This window comes from Pseudomonas sp. HY13-MNA-CIBAN-0226 (assembly GCF_040310305.1).
Taxonomy (GTDB): Bacteria; Pseudomonadota; Gammaproteobacteria; order Pseudomonadales; family Pseudomonadaceae; genus Aquipseudomonas; species Aquipseudomonas gregormendelii.
On sequence record NZ_JBEOPS010000016.1, the window covers coordinates 1 to 19358 of the forward strand.

The 19358-nt window shown below is 54.7% G+C and carries 14 protein-coding genes and 3 pseudogenes; 5 read left to right on the forward strand and 12 right to left on the reverse strand.

Going from position 1 to position 19358, the window contains the following annotated elements; genetic code table 11:
• Positions 1–330 (forward strand): annotated as a pseudogene (locus tag AAEZ05_RS18000) (zonular occludens toxin domain-containing protein); the annotation flags it as partial.
• Between the two features lie 514 nt (positions 331–844).
• Here the strand turns inward: AAEZ05_RS18000 and AAEZ05_RS18005 are convergent.
• From AAEZ05_RS18005 to AAEZ05_RS18015, 3 genes are all read right to left on the reverse strand, one after another.
• Entirely contained in the window at positions 845–1717 is an 873-nt protein-coding gene (locus tag AAEZ05_RS18005; protein ID WP_350648432.1) for a patatin-like phospholipase family protein, read from the reverse strand.
• A gap of 191 nt (positions 1718–1908) precedes the next feature.
• Positions 1909–4320, reverse strand: a complete 2412-nt coding sequence (locus AAEZ05_RS18010) for a hypothetical protein (RefSeq protein WP_350648319.1) — start codon at positions 4318–4320, stop codon at positions 1909–1911.
• Between the two features lie 1019 nt (positions 4321–5339).
• The gene (locus tag AAEZ05_RS18015) at positions 5340–5675 is read right to left on the reverse strand and encodes a hypothetical protein (RefSeq protein ID WP_350648321.1); all 336 of its coding nucleotides are present in this window, start codon (positions 5673–5675) and stop codon (positions 5340–5342) included.
• A 515-nt stretch (positions 5676–6190) separates the two neighbouring features.
• Here AAEZ05_RS18015 and AAEZ05_RS18020 point away from each other — a divergent pair.
• The 3 genes from AAEZ05_RS18020 (at position 6191) to AAEZ05_RS18030 (ending at position 9040) form a co-directional block, all read left to right on the forward strand.
• On the forward strand, positions 6191–7201 hold the full coding sequence (locus AAEZ05_RS18020) for a zinc-dependent alcohol dehydrogenase family protein (RefSeq protein ID WP_045058414.1): 1011 nt from the start codon (positions 6191–6193) through the stop codon (positions 7199–7201).
• A gap of 212 nt (positions 7202–7413) precedes the next feature.
• Entirely contained in the window at positions 7414–8502 is a 1089-nt protein-coding gene (locus AAEZ05_RS18025) for an SDR family oxidoreductase (RefSeq protein WP_350648323.1), read from the forward strand.
• A 94-nt stretch (positions 8503–8596) separates the two neighbouring features.
• Entirely contained in the window at positions 8597–9040 is a 444-nt protein-coding gene (locus AAEZ05_RS18030) for a thiol-disulfide oxidoreductase DCC family protein (protein ID WP_350648434.1), read from the forward strand.
• A 62-nt stretch (positions 9041–9102) separates the two neighbouring features.
• Here the strand turns inward: AAEZ05_RS18030 and AAEZ05_RS18035 are convergent.
• The 7 genes and pseudogenes from AAEZ05_RS18035 to AAEZ05_RS18065 all read right to left on the reverse strand — a co-directional run.
• Positions 9103–9341 (reverse strand): annotated as a pseudogene (locus AAEZ05_RS18035) (histone-like nucleoid-structuring protein, MvaT/MvaU family); the annotation flags it as partial.
• 351 nt (positions 9342–9692) lie between these two features.
• Positions 9693–10961: an AMP-binding protein gene (locus AAEZ05_RS18040; RefSeq protein WP_350648325.1), complete on the reverse strand. Its 1269-nt coding sequence runs from the start codon at positions 10959–10961 to the stop codon at positions 9693–9695.
• Between the two features lie 36 nt (positions 10962–10997).
• Positions 10998–11375 (reverse strand): photoactive yellow protein, encoded by a 378-nt coding sequence (gene pyp, locus AAEZ05_RS18045; protein ID WP_350600990.1) that lies wholly within the window; start codon positions 11373–11375, stop codon positions 10998–11000.
• A gap of 362 nt (positions 11376–11737) precedes the next feature.
• Complete coding sequence (locus tag AAEZ05_RS18050; protein WP_350648327.1) at positions 11738–13987, reverse strand: putative bifunctional diguanylate cyclase/phosphodiesterase; 2250 nt, start codon at positions 13985–13987, stop codon at positions 11738–11740.
• A gap of 366 nt (positions 13988–14353) precedes the next feature.
• On the reverse strand, positions 14354–15913 hold the full coding sequence (locus AAEZ05_RS18055; RefSeq protein ID WP_350648436.1) for a diguanylate cyclase domain-containing protein: 1560 nt from the start codon (positions 15911–15913) through the stop codon (positions 14354–14356).
• Between the two features lie 83 nt (positions 15914–15996).
• Positions 15997–16413, reverse strand: a complete 417-nt coding sequence (locus tag AAEZ05_RS18060) for an alpha/beta fold hydrolase (protein WP_350648329.1) — start codon at positions 16411–16413, stop codon at positions 15997–15999.
• A 23-nt stretch (positions 16414–16436) separates the two neighbouring features.
• Positions 16437–16639, reverse strand: a pseudogene (locus tag AAEZ05_RS18065) (DNA methylase); the annotation flags it as partial.
• A gap of 277 nt (positions 16640–16916) precedes the next feature.
• Between AAEZ05_RS18065 and AAEZ05_RS18070 the strand changes: the two are divergent.
• Entirely contained in the window at positions 16917–17174 is a 258-nt protein-coding gene (locus AAEZ05_RS18070; protein ID WP_236695838.1) for a hypothetical protein, read from the forward strand.
• 104 nt (positions 17175–17278) lie between these two features.
• Here AAEZ05_RS18070 and AAEZ05_RS18075 read toward each other — a convergent pair whose 3' ends face one another.
• Positions 17279–18616 (reverse strand): sensor histidine kinase, encoded by a 1338-nt coding sequence (locus AAEZ05_RS18075; protein WP_350648331.1) that lies wholly within the window; start codon positions 18614–18616, stop codon positions 17279–17281.
• Positions 18613–19272 (reverse strand): response regulator transcription factor, encoded by a 660-nt coding sequence (locus tag AAEZ05_RS18080; protein ID WP_045058418.1) that lies wholly within the window; start codon positions 19270–19272, stop codon positions 18613–18615. Before AAEZ05_RS18080 ends, AAEZ05_RS18075 begins: the two co-directional genes overlap by 4 nt.
• Between the last annotated feature and the right edge of the window lie 86 nt (positions 19273–19358).

A 19358-nucleotide genomic window follows, 5' to 3' on the forward strand; every position in this document is an offset into this window, starting at 1 on the left:
GCGCCGGTTTATGACCAGCTCACAGCACCAACCGATTTTCCTCGTGTGGCTGCTTGCATGAGTTCCGAATCCCGCGGGTCCTGTAACTGTTACACCCAGCAGGGAACGCCGATTGATGTCCCTAAAAGTGCGTGCCTGGTGTTCGTCAGTCATGGCGCCTTTGATCCATGGTTTACCAGTCGTAACCAACGTGCGCAGGAGCAACAGTCGCAATCGAGCGAGCAGCCAACAGCTCAGCCCGTGACCCGAGCAGAAACCAATCTAGGGGCAGGATTCACCGTGGTGGCTGATAACTCACACACGGAGCGGAAAACCGGCATTGCCAAGTAGCCATCAGATATAACTAAACTAAATACCTGTTTAGTCGTGTTAGATCATTCGGTGCTTAAAAGAAGCGTATCACCAGGGCAAAGCGTTAACCAATGGTTACGCATAATGTATATTATGTTAAATTCCATATGCCTTTAGGAAGCCAGTCCTCTGTTCATTTCCACTTATCCCCGGTCGCTTTTCCACAAAACCCCGCTTGCTGAAAAATCAGTAATGTTGGCGCTCCATCCTCACACTTTCCCTTAGGTCGCCCTGTCACGAATCTCCGTTTCCATATCTGACGCTTTGGAGACTGGCTAGCACTCAGTACGTCTGCTAAACGTAATTGATGAGAACGTGTGGAAACGTGAGATCCGATGCGTTACGCAGTTCATTGCAATACTAATGGCGTCTGTTACACACGCGGGAACGGGATTAAGCCGTGCCAAAACTCGAATGCCCAGCAACACACTGAGCAAATGATGCGCCCCCTGCTTCACATCAATCGGTAGACCTGTCTTTTGATTGGCGAAGATCACCCTTCACCAAAATGATGAGTATGGGCGAGTAGCGAATCGGGTATTCCATCGCGAATCAATCCGCCCTCTTCTACCCAGACTTGGGTTGACTGATAAGCACGTTGCAGCAGTTGGTCTGTCTGGTTGAAGTCGAACACTGAAGCGTCCAGTGGGCACAACGGCGGGACGACATGGATGGCTGCGCGGTCGCGGTACAACTCGATGTCACGCACAAGTTGACGCATGCTCATCAAATTGAGCGTGTGCAAGGCTAGCGCAACGAGTCCACTGGGCGGACATGGGCAGGCACAACCGAATCCGGTAGGAAGAACCAGAACCCGTGTTGCCCCCAATGCCACCGCACTGGCAATCGGCGTATTGCTGCTGACTCCGCCATCGACCAGGAACTTTTCTCCGACTCGCACGCTGGGAAACACAAGCGGAATCGCAGCGCTGGCGAGCAAAGCCTGTTCAGCACTCCCACTGGACAGAAGCTCTTCGGCACCGCTGAGCAAATTGGTGGTGACGATATAAAGCGGTAACACGGTGTCTTCGATCAATTTGACCGGCAGTGATCTGCTCACTAAACGATGCAATGCGGATGCGCTCAGCAAGTGCCCACGTCGATTAAGAATGCCCTTGAGGGTATCGAACGCCGAGAACGGAAACACATCTGACTTACGCAGACTGCGCCAGAACTCCGCGAGTTCGCTCACGCCTTTGGCATTCGGTCTGGCTGCGAAGTAGGCACCGTTGATGGCGCCGACCGACGCTCCCACCACCAGGTCGAATACGACGTCAGCCTCAACCAGAGCCTGCAGCATCCCGACCTGAACCGCCCCGAGGCTTCCACCACCAGCAAGCACAAGAGCAGTTTTTAGAGTTGGCATAAACATACCCTCGTCGATAACGCCCTTCTGACGTTACAAGCCTAGCTGGGCTGGCGACATTGGCTACGAGAATGATTTCGACTCTACCCCCGCTAGGACGGCAAACACGTGGCGGCGCGCAGCAGTGAGTTCGGCTACGTGAACTATGAAGTCGAGGAAGTCAGATAGCCGCCACCTGGTTTGATTGTTCGCTAACGTCGAAAGTCACCGCCGCCGCGTTGGGTCTGAACGTGGCGCCGAGTCTGGTCCGCACCTCTCTGTCGATTTTGCCTATCCTGGTTCAACTCACCCATGGATGCTTGGCCATTTGCGCGGTTATAGCCGCTGGCAGGACTCTGTTGAGCACCTGCGCTCGGTCTGTTGGCACTCGATGCAGCCGGTCGCTGTTGTTGAGCGCTCCGAGCCCTCTGCTGCGTGGTTGCCTCATTGACTTCGGTGCGCTGTTGTTGCGTTTTTTTTGCAGGTTGCGCGTTGGTGGCAGAACTGGCCGCCTCGCCTGCGGTAGCGCGTTTTGGTTGCGCGCTTTGTGTTGGCGGTGACGCGTTTTTTGGCGTGGGCTTGTTCACCGAAGACCAGGAGCCATCATCATATTTTTGCCAATTCCCGTTGGTGTTTTTATAGACGTTGCCGTCACGTCCGGCGTACATATCGCCGCTCGCGGTTTTGCCCGCCGCCGCACGGCCATTGATACTGGTGCCGGCAATGGCCTTGCCGCCTGCCGAATTCTGGTACGTCCCCACCGAGCCTCTGGCCGTCGTCTGATGCTGAGTCGCCGCCCACTGGTTACCCTTCGTCACGACGGAGCTACCCCACTGGCCATAAGCATTCGAGCCTTGACGCGTCGCGCCATAGGCCCCGGTGTAAGGATTGTAGGCCTGGCCGACAGCGGCGCTGCCGTATCGCCCCGACACAGCAGCGCCTCGAGCGTAGGTGCCAGTGTTGGGATTGTACGACACACCCCATTGCGCGCCGCCATTGGGCCCGTAAGCGTCTCTTCTGATGCCGCTGGCACCCGTGTAAGGGTTGTATGTGCGATAGGCATAGGGCATCGGACGTGGGTAATACGAAGGATAACGACCGCCCCCGATACCGATGTAGGGCGGATAGTAATACCCGTTCCCTTGCGCGATGATCGCGCCAACGACTGCGCCTGCGATGAACACACCGAGATACCCCGGCGTGTAACTTGCCTGCACCATGCCGGTAGGCATGACTTGCTGCGTGACATACGTGACGTTGTAGACGGGCGAACTCGGTGGGATCGTATAGATGGCGGGCGGCACAGAAGTCGTGGTTTGCCACGGGCCCGCCGGTGTCGACGAGTCGAACCACACGCCCTGAGTGCAGGCATAGTAACGATTGTCGACCTTGATCACTTTGTCCGGCGTGTTCGTTGCGTATGAGAGTGCAGTGCCTTCAATGGGCTCGAACTCAGGTTCGCCGCTGTATGACACCTTGACGGCGCTCGCCGCCGCAGCAGGGTTGACTTCAACGGTTGTCGGGATCTGTGCGAGCAGTACTGCATCCTCGGCCTCTGGTGTGCCGGGCACGGAACTCAGGACCCAGGCAGCCTCGCTGTCACGCGGTATCAGGGCAAAGTCAGGCGGCAGCTGGTTCGTTGCGAACGTCCACGGCCCGCCAGGACCGGGAGCGGAAAACCATCGGCCGGCGGTGAGGTAGTAGAACGTCCGGGTCGGAGAAAAAACGAACACATTGCTCTCAGTGTTCTTGGCGACCACCAATTGGGTGCCGGGTATCGCGGTGTAGACCGGCGGCCCGTCAAAGACAATTAACTCGGCAGGGGGACTGCTGTAGTACACGCCAAGCGCCTCGGCCTTTTGCCCTTTGGGTAGCGGAATAAAGGGCTTCAGATCTGCCCACGTCGGATCCGCCGGCACTTTTGACATCGAGGCGGGAAGCGCTTTCGTTTCGACCCAGCCGCTTTTCAGGTCGGTCGAGGTCATCCATGACTGTCCGGTGAACAGGTAGTACTGGTGGCTGGCCGAGTCTGTGAACAGTGGCCAGTTGGCATTTACCACGAACGAAAGGTCTGAATGCTGGACCGGTGCGAGCGTCGGCTCCCCGTCGACATACAGCAAGATCGCCGGCGCATAGCTCACTAAGATGGCTGGCGGATCGTTCTTGACCTCTGTCACGGGCGGCGATTTTTTGTTTTGTACACTCGCCACCAAGCGATCGACTGACAGGGTCATTGAAGCCTGTGGATTGAGAAACGTGCGCACCAGTTGATCCAGCTTTTGGCTGGTTTGCGGGTCCATACCGGGAAACGCGGTGCTGGCGAATTGCGGATTGGTTAAAAGTGCCGTGCGGTTGTCGAGGTCCACATCGGTATGCGCCTGGAACGCGGCCACGCCGAGCTGTGGTTTGCTACCTCGAGGGGTAATGCTAAATGCCATTCGACCGCTCAGCTCCTTGAAATCTTTCCAGTCGTCGATCTGTGGCTGGTAGTAGATGAGGGTCGCGTCCTCCCGGACAATTTCACGTGGCCAGCCAGGGTCCAGTTGGGCGGCTCGGAGCGGCAGTGCCGCAAACAATACAAACATCAGCATCAATGCACGGACGGGCAATTTTGATGTGGTCATGGTTTGTTCAGAACCTGCTTCAAGAGGAGTTTGCTACGCAGTCAGACCTATGAAGTGTAGGCGATGGCGGTGTCGCCGGGATAACACCACACTGGACGATGGCAGTAAGCGATACAGAGTCGTTGATCTTGTAGAGGGAGGTTCAGCTAGCAAGCATGGTGTGTTTAAAGTCAGGATGGAGGCAACCGCAGTTTGTTCGCTCCTGAATACCGAGCATCGACGCCAGAATGGGGTAAGTCGCGCTTCCGCCAGCTTCTGATCCACTCGTTTCGAAATCCGGCCCTGATAACTATGCGGGATTGAATGCCTATAGAGCAGGCACGGATTCCCGGTCCGATAGGACGCTCTGAAGCCGCTCCAGGTTAACCCGCAGGCACTCCCTCTCCGCTTCTTCCCGGGTCTGATAGGTTGTCTTCAGACGCAGCTTTCCCTCATTGTCGTAGAGGTTGAAGCCTATTGGTGCGGTCTGGCAGTAAAAGCGCACTCCTTTACGCGTTGATCCCGTTTCCGTTGGGATTGCAGGGACAACAACAAATCTCGAAATCATCTTCACGCCCTCTCCAAGCACCTCCTCACTATTAGCGGCTATAGGCCACTATCGCAAGCGACCGCAGTCAGTTTCCGATGAGAAGCACGACCGGGCATGAGTCGATTGGATGCATCGTAAAAAGCTTGGCCGTCGCTTTTAAGCATAAAAGCCCGGGTTCTCGCTAACCAATCCCAGTTCACCAATCGGAACCTCCAAGTCCTGCCCGAAAAGGGTCTATCTAAGAGATTTTCCTATGAAAAACGCAATCTCACTAGCCTCGCGCATGGGCCTTGGATTCGCTAATTGTCAGCCAACAACCATCTATGCATGAAGCAAGCTGAGCGCGGATAGGCAAGTATGAAAGCCCGTAGCGACAAGTCGCACACCGTCGCCAACGACTCGGTTTGTCACAGCGCGACTGCTGGCACCATACTCAATGATCCTGACGCAGGCACGATTAACCGCCTAAACTAGGAAGCTAGGAGCGTCTCTACATCGACTTGACCGATACTACTTCAACATACTTGTACTTCTTCCTGGCAGCCTTCACGGCCTCTTGCTCGGCAAGCAACGAGCTCAACGTATCGGCCTCGTGAATCAACTCGTGCATCTTCCCCTCAAATTCATTACCAACCCGGAGCGTGACCCTAAGCCTAGGCGTAAACGCTTTCGTTACTGCTTTCTTAACTATCTGAGCTTCAACCGGCTTGGTAAGTACAACCTCGGGCACAGGCTCCTGCACCGGAGGAGCAGAAACCTGCACTTCGGGCTCATCCGAACCGAACAGGGCACGACGCATTTCTTCTTCAGTTAATTCAGAGTTCATAGGACATCTCAAAGGAGTGGTACTTAGCTCGACAAATTTTACTAGGATTGTTACTGACTGGTGTCATCGGGGACCTGCATAGACCTCACATCCCCACTTCGATTTCGATCCGAGAGCCCCTTAACGCTCGCGAAAGCCGTTCCTTCGGCAGTCGCGTGATAAGCCCGTCAGCTCAATCACTTGCATGACGTGCTTAAAGCGTGACCGTCTCACGAACGGGCCTTCGATCCCCTGCGACATATCCAGGCGACCCCTGGTCTTTACGGAGTTCTGACGGCATGCGACTCTTTCTTGATTGCGAATTTACCCAGCTCTCGGCGGCAGCGAAGCTTATATCGCTGGCATTGGTGGCATAAGATGGACGCGAATTCTACGCGGAATTGCTCAACACATGGCGAGAAGAAGGCGCAATCAGCAGGCGATTGATGACTTTACGGCTAGGCTGATTATCGAATTGTAATTTTTAAATTTTAATTTCGTTATTTCGCGTAATTAGAAAATATAAGGAAACCCCTATGAGCAGCAAAACTATCTTCGTCCAACCCGGTGGCGGCTATGAAAAGGTTGTGGTTGGCAGCAGCGAAGTCCGAGCCGCAGCACGTGGCGAAATCACCGTACGCCTCCACGCCAACTCGCTCAACTACCACGACTTCGCGGTGGTCAGCGGTATGTGGGGCCCTAGCGAAAAACGCATCCCCATGGCCGATGGTGCCGGTGAAGTCATTGCTATCGGCCCAGATGTCACTGAATTCAAGGTGGGTGACTCGGTCGTCAGCACCTTCTTCCCGGAGTGGATCAACGGTGTGCCACTGGTTGAAGGCTTTGTTAGCGTGCCAGGTGATGGCATTGACGGCTACGCCCGTGAGCAAGTGACGGCCAAAGCCACATCGTTCACTCTCGCGCCTACTGGCTACAGCCATGCTGAAGCGTCGACGCTTACCACCGCCGGCCTTACTGCATGGCGCGCCCTGATGGCCGATGACTCACTCAAGCCGGGCGACACCGTGCTAGTCCAAGGTACTGGTGGCGTTTCAATTTTCGCCCTGCAGTTCGCTAAAATGGCCGGTGCTACCGTCATTGCTACCTCTTCAAGCGACGAAAAACTTGAACGTCTGAAAGCGCTAGGTGCTGATCATGTGATCAATTACCGCAAAGACCTTAACTGGGGCGAAACTGCACGCGCTCTAACGGGTGGCCGCGGTGTTGACCACATCATCGAAGTCGGCGGCCCTGCGACGCTTGAGCAATCGATGATTGCAATTCGGGTTGCTGGTCACATCTCCATCATCGGGATATTGAGTGGCGTAAGCGGTGCAATGAATTTTGTACCGGCACTGATCAAGCAAGTGCGTCTGCAGGGTGTATTGGTGGGTAGCCGCAGCCAGCAGCAAGACATGGTCCGAGCCATCAATGCTAATGGCATGCGCCCGATTATTGATCGTCATTTCCCTTTGAGCGAGATTGTCGAAGCGTTCAAGTATCAGGAAACCAACCAGCATTTCGGCAAAATTTGCCTGGATATCTAAGCACGCATGAATGGGCATGATCCGTATGCCTATTTCATAGATGAGCTGACACGGCGGGCGAAGCAGCGGAGATGGTGGATGGCCAAGCGATTAGTCGGCGCGAATGATCTGCCTGGCACACATTGGCACACAAGAGAGGCCAATGCGGATCCGGTTTAGTTTGAACCTCTGTTGCTTATGCGGACTCCCAACCCTACATCCAGGAGAAACGTATGACCCAGACAGCATTGGTCGTGGGCGCCAGCGGCATCGTTGGCAGCGCCATTAGTCAGTTACTGATCGACAATAAGTGGCAGGTCGCTGCGTTGTCGCGACATCCGTCGCAGGCCCCCGGAATGATCCCTATCGTGGCAGACCTTCAGGATCCGGCGTCGCTGGAACATGCGCTGGCGGATTTGAAACCCACTCATGTATTCATTACCACATGGTCAAGGCAAGCCACGGAGGCCGAGAATATTCGCGTCAATGCCGCCATGGTACGCAACGTACTCGCCGCCATTCGCCCGGCCAGGAGTGTTGAGCATGTAGCACTGGTTACTGGTCTCAAACACTACCTCGGCCCGTTCGAAGCGTATGGCAAAGGAAGCCTTCCTCAAACACCTTTTCGCGAAGAGCAGGGTCGTCTGGACATCGAAAATTTCTACTACGCCCAAGAAGACGAACTCTTCGCCGCCGCTGAAAAGGACGGCTTCACTTGGAGCGTTCATCGCCCCCATACCGTCACCGGGGTTGCCGTAGGGAACGCGATGAATATGGCAACCACCCTCGCCGTCTACGCCTCGATTTGCAAACAAACCAATCGCCCTTTTGTGTTTCCCGGATCAAGAGTGCAGTGGGACAGCCTCACCGATATGACGGATGCCCGGCAGTTGGCGAAACAACAACTGTGGGCGGCCACCACGCCGGCTGCAGCCAACCAGGCATTCAATGTCACTAACGGCGATGTATTTCGTTGGAAATGGATGTGGAGCAGGATCGCCAAATACTTCGACTTGCCTGCTGCCGATTATCCCGCTTCACTCTCACCCCTTGAGAAGCAGATGGCTGACGACCAAGCCGTATGGACGCAAATAGTTGCGGAACACGGTTTGAAAGAACCCGATATTGGGCGTCTGGTCTCCCCATGGCACACCGACGCAGACCTGGGTCGGCCCATCGAAGTTGTCACGGATATGTCAAAGAGCCGGGCCATGGGTTTCACCGCCTACCAGGCGAGCGATCAGGCATTTTTCGATGTGTTCGACAAACTGCGTGATATGAACTTGATCCCTAAGGCCGTTCCAGAACGGATAATCGAGTAGGCGCCATAGAAAGGATCGCTTGAGGCCGAGAATCCTCAACCAACACACAATGCCTATAGGCCGTTTTCAGATGGAGTGTGAATTGAAAGGGAATATGGCTCCCCATCGCTCAGGAAGCGGACGGCTAGTGCCACCAGGCGAAGCAGTCGTTCTATTCGATGGTACCTGCAAACTCTGCAATGGGTGGGCGAGATTCATCATCCGACATGACCGGGCACATCGGATCAAGCTAGCGACGGTGCAGTCTCCTGAGGGGCAGGCCTTGCTCGAGTGGGCCGGCCTACCACAGCATGAGTTCAACACAATCGTATTAATCGCTGATCACCAATTCCACGTTCGCTCCGATGCGATGTTCAGAATTTTTGATCGCTTACCTGCACCATGGCGCTGGTTGAAAGTCGCCCGAATCATCCCTGGCCCGTTCCGCGACTGGATGTACAACAAGATCGCCCTCAACCGTTACCGGCTATTTGGCAAATATGATTCCTGCCAATCGCCTTCTCCCGATCATCGCGGTCGATTTCTGAAGCATGAATGAGTGCACACACATCACTACCATCGTCTTTGGCAGATAGAGGCCCTTTTGTACTCAAACCAAAATCACCTGGTCAGCCATGACTCAACGTTCGCGCAGCCGTGTTCTGCTTTCCATTCTTTCAAGGTCTTGTGATTGCCGCCTTTGGTTTCGACGACTTCGCCTGTGTGAGGGCTTTTATAGAACTTCACTTGGCGAGGCTTACGAGTGCCTGAGTTTCGCCCGGGGGAGCGCGACGACCAGCTTGCGGGTCGAGCAAATTGATTACGTCTTTCAGGCCATCATCGCCTTTCAGCGCTTCGAGTCCATCACGTGTGCTCCTTCAAGAGGATCACGGTCCAGAATCACAGTTACTGAGAGGCCGCCATCGCGAGCAGGCTGAACTGGCCTAATGATTTTGGACACTTCAATCGGGCGCTATCATGGCGGCCAAATCTGAGGTGTTTGGATATGCGTAAATCTTATTCCAGTGAGTTCAAACTCAAGGCCGCCAGCATGGTGCTGGACGAGGGTCAGTCAGTTCCCGATGTTGTGCCAGCCTGGATATTGGCCCTACCGCCTTGCGCCGTTGGGTCGACCAGGTTCGTATAGAACGCTTGGGTTCTACCCCGGAGGGGCCAAGGCGATTACCGCCTCAGCGCAAGATTCCCGTTGGTTAAGGCTCCGCAGAAACCCCGCCCTTTATAGACCAGTCGCTCTGTTTACCCATTAAGTTATGCGGCAGCGTCGGGCCAAAAGTGAACGCTTTGGGGCGTTCCACTGCTGTTAGATTACGCATGCACCAAGCATGCAGGAATGCCTCCAGAGCCTCCTGGTCAACATGATCCTCGGCGGGCACGATGAACGCTTTCAGGCGGTCACCTTCGAGTGCGGACATAAGCCGAACAGCTGCAGCCGCAATCTCGGGAAGACACTGCAAACGCTCGGTGATGCGAGACGGAAACACATTGATCCCAGCCACCTGTACAACCTCATCGCGACGACCTTCAGGCAGAAAATGTGCATGGCCCAGCCACTTCACGTGATCACTCAATTCATACTCAATGCCAGTTTCACACTCGGCAAGGGTGTTGGCATGACTGCCGTGTTGCCATCGCGGAAGTAGCTGGAAGGGTAACCCGGGATCGCTTCGAACCCCGATTCCGGCTGTTTCACTTGAGCCGTAGACCTCGACCATGCGATCCACGCCTTGACTGCTGAGCTCGCTGATTATCGTAGGGTCGCAGGGGCTAGTAGAGGTGATCGCTGTAATCCCGGACGGAAAGCGGCTGCCCTGACGACTTAATTGTCGCCAGATAAACGGAAAGCCAATCATCAGGTCGCCTGCCCGTAGTTTGCGCTGGTGGGCCATTGCCAGTGCTTTAGGCGCGCGCATCACCGGCACGTGCAGTTGTAAGGGCAACAATATGCTGAAAATAAAGCCATATATATGATGGCATGGACTCAGTGCGATGATTCGTTGCGGCGCAAGAGTCGAGTCAGAGCCAAAGTATTTAGCAAAAAAAGTTGTCTCGGCGACTAGGCCATCCCATTGCTGTAAGCATTGCTTAGGTGTACCCGTGCTTCCAGACGTAGCGAACGTAATGTTCTTGGATCCCCGCTGGCGGGCAGTGACAACCAGGTCTGCCCACTCCCCAAGTGTCTGGAAGCGCAGCAGATAGTCTTCAAGACCGCTTTCATAGATGTTGAAGAACATCGCGACACTGGTCGCAAAACTCAGGAGCTCCAGCGAGTCGGCGCCTATGGCGATCCCATCGTGGTCAAGCAAGGATGTTTGCTGTAAGTCCCCTATCAGGGTCGACTCGCTCCAGCGCTCGCTACCTGTCTGGTGTGAAGAGAGGTGGCGCAGGGTTTTCAGTTCATCAGCCAGTACAGAGATTATAACGGCCAGGATACTGGCTTTATCCAGTTCAAGTCGGTTCAAGGTCATCCTTTCTGGCTGATTAATGTAAACGAGGGATCAGAGACGCTTTACGAAAACCCAATAGGCTTCGCCAATGAGGGCCTTCTTCATGTGCACTTTTACTTTCGTGGGCTTCATTTGATAGTCGAAGACATATTCGAACATGGTGTTGAGGCTGCCATTCTTGACACCATCGGCGAAGCGCCCTTGGAACTCGGGTCTATTGGTGCAAGGTGCAATATCACGGAAAAAATTCTTTCCAATTACTTCGCTCGGTTTGCGGCCCGTGATGTCACCTTCCGCAGCGTTGTACTGCAGGATTTTACCGGACGCGTCCAGCTGGATAGCTCCAAATGCAACCTTATCGAGCTGTCCAGCCGACATTTTGGCGAGAGTATTTTCGATGTCATTAGATCCAAAGCTTATCAATTGCATGGGTAACCCCTGCTGCTTGAGCGCAGCGAAAATTTTCGCTATCGTTAAAATCTGTACAGACCGTATCTTATGTACAGGTTTTGTACAACTCTGATTTTAATCGCGCCGCTAGTGAGAACCCTTCTGGAATAAAGTCCTCCGTCCAAGACTGGACTCGAGTGGCGCGGATTCTGATTGCCGCAGCCCGTTTTTCTGCACTCCGTTTTGTGTCAATTTTCAATCAACACTAACAAGCCGGGCCGTCATTAGTCCCCAGCCCGTTGGCATCCGAATCATATAGAGTTTCGAAATGGCCATAAAAACGTTGGGGACGCATCGTTATCATAAGCAACTACGACAGGCTCACCACAATTTACTATCCCTCAGCTCGCTGACCAGGACTGCAGCAATGTAGATAATTCTTCCGCACGTACTGGAGGGCTGAATAGATACCCTTGCACGAATGGGCAATCCATTTCTTTCAATCGTTGGAGCTGAGCGAGCGTCTCAATGCCCTCCGCTGTGATAGCCAAATTCAACGTCCTGCCAAGGGAAAGTATACTTCTGATGATGGCATCACTTCGGTCGAAGGACATCATTCTAGAAACGAAGGAACGGTCGATTTTGATGGCATCGAGCGGGTAGCGATCAATATATCCTAGGGAACTGTAGCCCGTACCGAAGTCATCAAGCGCCACGCGAATACCTAGCTGCCGAACCCCCTCCAGCACGCTTGCGGTCATCTCAGGTTCGTGAAGAAAAACAGATTCCGTAATTTCAATCTGAAGCTCGTGTGCGCAAACTCCCGTGGTCGACAGCACATTGCTGACTTGAGCTACATAACCAGGACGAATGAGCTCAGTACCTGATACGTTCACATTCAAATGCAATCGTAGAGAAGGAAATTCGTGCTTCCAGCGCATTAGTTCTGTGCAAGCTTGTTGCATGACCCAATGGCCCAACTCATGAATGACACCGATATCTTCCGCTACCGGGATGAAGACGTCTGGAGGCACATGCCCCAGCTCTGGATGTAGCCATCTGACCAAAGCTTCGACGCCACTTATTTCACCGGTCTTGACGTTATAAATCGGCTGGTAAACAACTGAAAACTCTTCGCGCGCAATGGCTTGCTTCAGCGCGTTCTGCATCAGGAGTGCATCAATAGCAGCCTTTCGCATTGAGGCATCAAATATCGTCCAGCGGCCACGCCCCTTCTTCTTAGCGGCGTACATCGCTACATCAGCGTCTCTAAGCAAATCTTCAGGTGTTTCGTGTGAGGCGTCAGTTGTGACAATGCCCAGGCTGCAGGACGTGAAAATATCTTGGCCATCAATCGCAACTGGCTGGCTGAGCTGGCTAACGATGCGTTGAGCGAGCTCAATGGCTAGAGGAGCCGTTTCATCCCCAGCCAGTAGAATTGCAAATTCGTCGCCGCCAATGCGGGCAAAGATATCGTCTGCCCGGATACAGCTTTCAAGGCGCCGCGCGACGACTTTCAGGAGATGATCACCTGCGCTGTGGCCAAGGCTATCGTTGACAAATTTAAATCGGTCAAGGTCTAGAAAAAGTACCGTGGCCGCAGGTACATAGTGAGGCTTGCTCGCAGTGAACATACTCAGCAACCTGGACATAAGATAAGCCCGGTTGTGCAACAAGGTCAGATCGTCGTGAAAGGCTGCATATGAAAGCTCCTCTTCAATGCGCTCCCTCTCTAACAGCCGCGTCTCCAACGCGACCTTCGCGTCTCTATCAGCCTGAGCCTGAAGTGCCAGCAACTCGGCTTCCTTGCGTTCGCTGATATCCCTCTGAACGGAAACCCAATGGGTGAACCACCCACGCTCGTCGGCGACAGGAACGATGCTCAGTTGCACCCAGAATTTGCTGCCGTCTTTGCGCGCGTTGATAAGCTCAACCTCAATGGGCTCCCACTTCGACAATGCGGCACGAATTGAATCGAGAGTCGCTCTGCTCGTATCTTCCGAATGGAGAATACGAGGGGTTAGCCCGATCACGTCTGAAGAGCTAAAACCCGTAGCGGTGATGAACGCGGGATTACAGTAAACAATCCTCGGGCCGGGCTGATCTATGGGCTCGGCCTCAGTGATCAGGATTGCGTCTTTCGCATTGACCACCACAGACTCAAGTAGCCTCAAGCGCTCGATCAACGGATCAATAGCCGGGACAGGTTCGGTTCCCTTTGACTCAATAAGCTTACTAAAAAGAGCGCCATGCGTTTGTAAGGCGTATGTTTGCGCGGCACTCAAGCGCTGTTGCGGCTCAGCACTGCTGACCAGCAAAACGCCCAACAAACTGTTGTCCGCCCCACGGACGGCTAGGCCAATCAGAAAGCCTTCTCGGAAATACATAAGCCGGTGAAACAAGATAGGCATGACCTGTCCTGCGGCTTCACTGATTGCGATCAAAGCTTTTTGGGAAACGACCTCACGTAGAAAGCTTTCAGTAGGGGCCTCGACGACCAGGTCTTCTTGCACGCCGTAACTGGCGATAATCGACCACTTCCCTGGCACTCCACCCACAAGCAGTCCCCTGGTGCAGTCTGCCGAGTAGGCAGCAGCCTGCACCAGCAGATTCATAGCGTCTGAGCTTTGGGTGTTGAAGTCATCTTGCATTTGATTGCCTACTTTCAAGCCATTACTGAGGCTGGTGGATACCAAGATATCACTATGCCATCATCTCCGTACGTCACTTTGACGGATGGCTCGCTGCCTAGGCTCGCGATGAAACTCGTAAGGTTGATTCGTCACGCTGAGAACGCCGCAAATGCGGGCCTTCCCACTAAAGCGCCAGACTCAATACCATTGATCGAAAAAGGCCAGCTCTAAGCACGCGCACTCGCTGACCACTTTACGACCCCACCCGCCTCTATCGTCTCATCACCCTTCGAACGAGAAGTCGCAACCGCATTCCATAACCCCACGATGACCGAGACCGTGCGACAAGCGGTGGTGTGAAATGACTTGGTGATCATAAATATCTCAAGGTTCTGGGTATTCAGTGATCGCAATACCTTTGCGCCCTAGCTGTTTTACCCCGTACATAGCTTGATCCGCTGCCTTGAGCAATGCGTCGAGGCTCTGTCCATGCAACGGGCAAATTGAGACGCCGATAGAGCAAGAAAGGGAAAGCTCCCCAACGCTTGTCACGACTGTACCCGCAATGGAGTCGAGCACCCTCGCTGCTCTGGTTTCAGCACTTCCGGGGTTGGATAAATCCTTAATCAGAATCACGAACTCATCTCCTCCGTAGCGGGCGACCGTATCAGTCGAGCGAGTGGCCTGAAGCATGCGACTTGCGACCGTTTGAAGAACCTGGTCTCCGATCTCATGACCGTGCTGATCATTTATCTGTTTGAAATGATCCAGATCGATCAACAGCACCGCAAACGGTTCCGCCCGCTCTTTCCAATCGGAGAAGGCTTGCTGAAAACGATCAGCAAATAGGTAGCGGTTTGGCAGTTCGGTGAGTACGTCATGGGTCGCAAGATAGGCGGATCTTTCGTGCTCAACCTCAGCTCTTTCTATCGCCCTGAAGTGCCGAATCAGTACCCCTGGAATAAGAAAGAGAGCCGCGGCGAGAACCGAAAGGATGATCAGCGCTTGCGCAGTCAAAACGTCTGCAAAACGTAACTGACGCTCAAACAGCAGTGTCATCGGTTGCGAGGTACTTCTGATTTCGACTCGATCAGTCAGGCGCGGCAAAATCAGACGATCAAGAAAGCCAGCATTGTTGGCGTTCGTAGAGAACACGTTACTTTCAGACCCTGCCCCGGCTTTCATGACTGCGCTGATATGAACCAAGGGATCTATGTTCGAATCATTGACCGCATCCAACAGCGAGCCGGTCTGGATCAAAAGCAAAGACACCATGGTGCTTCCGAAAAAATTGGGCCGATTGCTCTCCCTTAGATTTTCGGGCCGACTCACGGACTGCATGAGAATGTAAGCGCTGCCTCCTTCGTACATAGAGAAGACAGGTGATACAACCGGCTTCGGATTATTGTGAGTGCGGGCCAACGCGTAGGAAAGATGCCCAACGGTTTCCAATCTAACGCCATAGATGGAACTGGATTCGGGAAGCGGCGGGTACATAAACAACACAGGCCAAGTCTCACTGAGGTAGGCCTGATGCTGGGCAGGTTGCTGGGTGAGACTCGGGAAGTCTTTGAGCTCAAAGTCCGGACGCCAAGTGCGGCGCATCAGAGCCTCAAATGCAGCCTGCTCCAAGATGGGAACCGCCCTCGCCGCCTCAAGCATGTAAATATGAGGGTATGCGGACAATACGGCTGACGCATAACGGGCTGCGGCTTCCGTGTCGCTCTGATCGACCGCTTGGAGAAAGGCAGAGAACCCCGACAATACCGCTTCATTGGTATCAAGCTTATTTCGCACGATGCTCGAGATGTTCTGCACGTAATCCGAGAAGCGCGTCTCCCTGCGTTGAGTTTCTGACTTAAGCAGTAACAGGGCCGAAAAACCGACCAAGCCGGCAGCCATGAGAATGAAACCCAATAAAGATCTGCGCCTTTTAGTCAACATCATCCTTATATTCCAATGCGCATCATATGTGTGGGACTTCGGTCAACCTCAGGGCTGAGCGGCGTTGCTGCCCCAATCTCATATTAAGTGACCATCGCTAATTCTAGGGCATATCGCCGGTGAGGATCAGCGTGCGCTGGCGCAGACGGACAATCCGCAGCAGGCTTGTCCAGCCGACCAAGGCGGCGAGCTGGCAATTGCTTGAGCATCTCGGCGACCAAGTCAGCATAGCGCGGCAGACGCATCGGCCAGCGGGGCATTTGCGATTTCCCGACCCCGGGCACGTCCAACGTTATGGTCGTGAAGTCCACCAACTCATAGCGCAGGGAGTCGAAGGTACGGATCAAACCACCCTGGCCATTGAGCAATAAAAGCGGCGAGCCTTTACCGTAGATTGACACGTTTACCTGCAAGTCTTTAATGGTTAGTTTGTGCGTTGCCATGGTTTTCCCTTGCTGCACGTAGCTGAGATGGCAGTCGTGAACAAGGACGCCGATCATGTAAGTGAACAGTTTCTGGGGGCTCAGAACAGCACTGCGGCGGCTTCCCCATAAATATCTCGATCGTCTTCGGCCCGATTCCTTCAAATTCGGATAATCGGTTTTCGAATGACTGATGCTCAGGGCTCGCTTCCACAATGTTGCTCGCCCTGCCAGCGTATTCAATGGTGAGCTTGTTTGCCAATGCTAGCAACCGCGACGCGGTGGTCTCGTCGTAACGGACATAGCTCGGCGCCTAACGATTGCACCAAAAGTTCGAGAGTTACGAATTGCATATGACCGAGGCTACTCAAGTCATGGAAGCGTTGTCGGCCAACGAATCAAACCTGAAGCTTCATGAGGGCTGGTCATTGATATCCGTGGTTGTCACGACACATCCTAATGGTCAGCTTCATCCCTGCTACATACTGGGGAAATCGGTGACCGTAGTTAACCATCAAAGCCCCGATGAAATTACGCGGTGCTTAGCGATCTAGCGCATCGAAAGGTGTTGGGAGGAGATTTTGGCTTATCTGGACTGGGTTCAATGGCCCGCGATGCTTGTGACCGTTCTCGCCGCATGGCTAATCGGATCGCAGCGGTCAGGACGGCGGATGATCGGGTTTGTGTGCTTCAGCTTGAGCAACGTGTTGTGGGTGATTTGGGGAGCCTATGCAGAGGCGTTTGCATTGATCGCCTTACAGGTTTGTCTATTCCTGATGAATCTCCGGGGCTTCAGGAAAAACTTCAAAGGGCAGGAAAGGGAGCAGTCTCATGACTGACGGTGGCCATCGAAATTCTTTTTAGAACCTCGGGCATTCATCCCCAAGAGAATGCACTCAAGGAGGATCAGCGCGATCGTAAGGGGGAAACGGTGTCCTGTCTTTCATGGGGCTCGTTCAAGCGGTAACCAGACGCGCACTTCGAAACCCTCTTGTCGACCGGTTGCAGGAGAGATCAATTGCATACGCGCGTTGACCCCCTGCGCAATCGTTTTGGCAATCGCGAGGCCCAGTCCTGAACCGCTGATTTCACGGTGACCTCGCACAAAGCGCTCAGTCAGGTGCTGCAACACCGACTCCGGTACCGCCGGGCCGCCATTGACTACCCGCAGCTGTGCCTGTTCGGTGAGGCTGACTTCCACCGGTTGATCGGTTGCGCCGTACTTCAACGCATTCTCGATCAGGTTGCGCAACAAGATGCCAAAGGCGTCAGGGTCGATGTTCGAGTACACGCTGGCCTGGCCCGGCAGATGCAGCTCAATGCTTTGGCCGCCGCGCTGGCTCCACTCGTCGACCCCATGGGCCAGCAATGGAATCAAGTCCTGAGGCGTTTCGGACAACAGCCCGCCGCCCTCGGCCTTGGCCAGTTGCATGAGCTTTTCCGATAGGCGTGCCAGCTCGCGCAAGGCATTTTCGATCTTCGCCGCACGCACTCGCAACGGCCCTTCGGGCGCCTCGTGGCGTAACCGCTGGATCTGCGCCAGGGTCGCGGCCAGTGGCGTGCGCAGTTCATGGGCGCTGTTGGCGGTAAAGCTGCGCTCGGTTTCAAGGGCCTTGCGCATGCGCTCCAGCAGGTGGTTGACCGCCTCGGCCAACGGGTCGATTTCTGCCGGCAGACGGGCCACCTTGATTGGCGACAAGTCACCCACGCCCCGCGCCTCAACCGCACGACGATACGCCAACACACTGCGCAGGCTGATCCGCACAAATAACCAGGTGCCCAACAGACTCACAGGAATCAGCGCCAACAGCGGCAGCAACAAGGCAAACAAGGCCTCCCGCGCGGCTTCACGGCGGTGATCCAGGGGCTCGGCTATCTCGATAAACAGCGTCTCGCGCAACGCACTGGCGCCGTACAAGCGGTATTTTTCAGAAGTGGTAAACCCCTCAGTCGGCTGTTGATTGAAGATCTTCGGGTTGGCGTCGTGGGACTGCATCAGGATCTTGCCGCTGGCATCGCGCACCAGGTACGTCAGGTATTCCTTGTGCATTTTCAACGTCGCAACGTGCTGCGCTTCACGGGGTTCCTCCCGGTTGCTGATTTCCATCACGGCCAGCGGCAAGATGCGTTGCGCGGTCTCTTCCAGAGCGCTGTCGAACGCCTCGTCCAACTCATGTTGCACCACCAGCCAGGCGCCGACTGTCGCGCCCAGCCACAGCAGGGTCATGCCCAGGGTCAGCCCCAGGCCGAGGCGTTTTTGCAGGCTCGAAGAAGACTTCATACGGCCATCAACCGGTAGCCCATGCCTCGCACGGTTTCAATCAGCTCGCGTCCCAGTTTTTTGCGCAGCCGGCTGATGTAGACCTCGATGGTATTGCTCTCGATTTCGGCACCGAAGGCATACAGCCGCTCTTCGAGCTGCGACTTGGACAACAACGCGCTGGGGCGCTGCACGAACGCTTCGAACAGCGCCCATTCGCGGGCCGTCAAGTCCACGGTGGTGCCGGCACGCTGCACGGTGCGGGCGCTCATGTCGACCTGTAAATCGCCGAGTCTGATCTGCGGATTGGGGTTGCCGCTGTAACGTCGGGCCACCGCCGCCACACGGGCCGAGAGCTCAAACAGGTCAAACGGCTTGACCAGGTAGTCGTCGGCGCCTGCGTTGAGGCCGGCGATGCGATCGGAAATCTGATCCTGGGCTGTCAGGATAATCACCGGGGTCACGTCCCCTGCCGAGCGCTGCTGACGCAAGAAATCCAGCCCGCGACCGTCGGGCAGCATCAGGTCAAGCAGGATCAGGTCGTAAGGCGTGGTGCGCACGCTGTTGCGCGCATGGGCCAGGCGCTGCACCCAATCGACGGCGTGGCCGTCATCGGCGATCTGCTCGCGCACCGCTTCCCCCAACCCTGGCGCGTCCTCGACCAATAAAACCCGCATCTGGCACCTCCTGTGGTGATTGTTGTGCCGCACCTTAATCGCCCTACCTGACGTGAATCTGAAGATTCAGCTGGTTGTCAGGAATG

Excerpts from the sequence above, each read along its gene's own strand:
- AAEZ05_RS18075 (WP_350648331.1), bottom strand. The coding sequence starts at position 18,616 with ATGAAGTCTTCTTCGAGCCTGCAAAAACGCCTCGGCCTGGGGCTGACC.
- AAEZ05_RS18025 (WP_350648323.1), top strand. The coding sequence starts at position 7,414 with ATGACCCAGACAGCATTGGTCGTGGGCGCCAGCGGCATCGTTGGCAGC.
- AAEZ05_RS18010 (WP_350648319.1), bottom strand. The coding sequence starts at position 4,320 with ATGACCACATCAAAATTGCCCGTCCGTGCATTGATGCTGATGTTTGTA.
- AAEZ05_RS18060 (WP_350648329.1), bottom strand. The coding sequence starts at position 16,413 with ATGATCGGCGTCCTTGTTCACGACTGCCATCTCAGCTACGTGCAGCAA.
- AAEZ05_RS18005 (WP_350648432.1), bottom strand. The coding sequence starts at position 1,717 with ATGCCAACTCTAAAAACTGCTCTTGTGCTTGCTGGTGGTGGAAGCCTC.
- AAEZ05_RS18055 (WP_350648436.1), bottom strand. The coding sequence starts at position 15,913 with ATGTTGACTAAAAGGCGCAGATCTTTATTGGGTTTCATTCTCATGGCT.
- AAEZ05_RS18015 (WP_350648321.1), bottom strand. The coding sequence starts at position 5,675 with ATGAACTCTGAATTAACTGAAGAAGAAATGCGTCGTGCCCTGTTCGGT.
- AAEZ05_RS18080 (WP_045058418.1), bottom strand. The coding sequence starts at position 19,272 with ATGCGGGTTTTATTGGTCGAGGACGCGCCAGGGTTGGGGGAAGCGGTG.
- AAEZ05_RS18030 (WP_350648434.1), top strand. The coding sequence starts at position 8,597 with ATGGCTCCCCATCGCTCAGGAAGCGGACGGCTAGTGCCACCAGGCGAA.
- AAEZ05_RS18020 (WP_045058414.1), top strand. The coding sequence starts at position 6,191 with ATGAGCAGCAAAACTATCTTCGTCCAACCCGGTGGCGGCTATGAAAAG.
- pyp (WP_350600990.1), bottom strand. The coding sequence starts at position 11,375 with ATGCAATTGATAAGCTTTGGATCTAATGACATCGAAAATACTCTCGCC.
- AAEZ05_RS18050 (WP_350648327.1), bottom strand. The coding sequence starts at position 13,987 with ATGCAAGATGACTTCAACACCCAAAGCTCAGACGCTATGAATCTGCTG.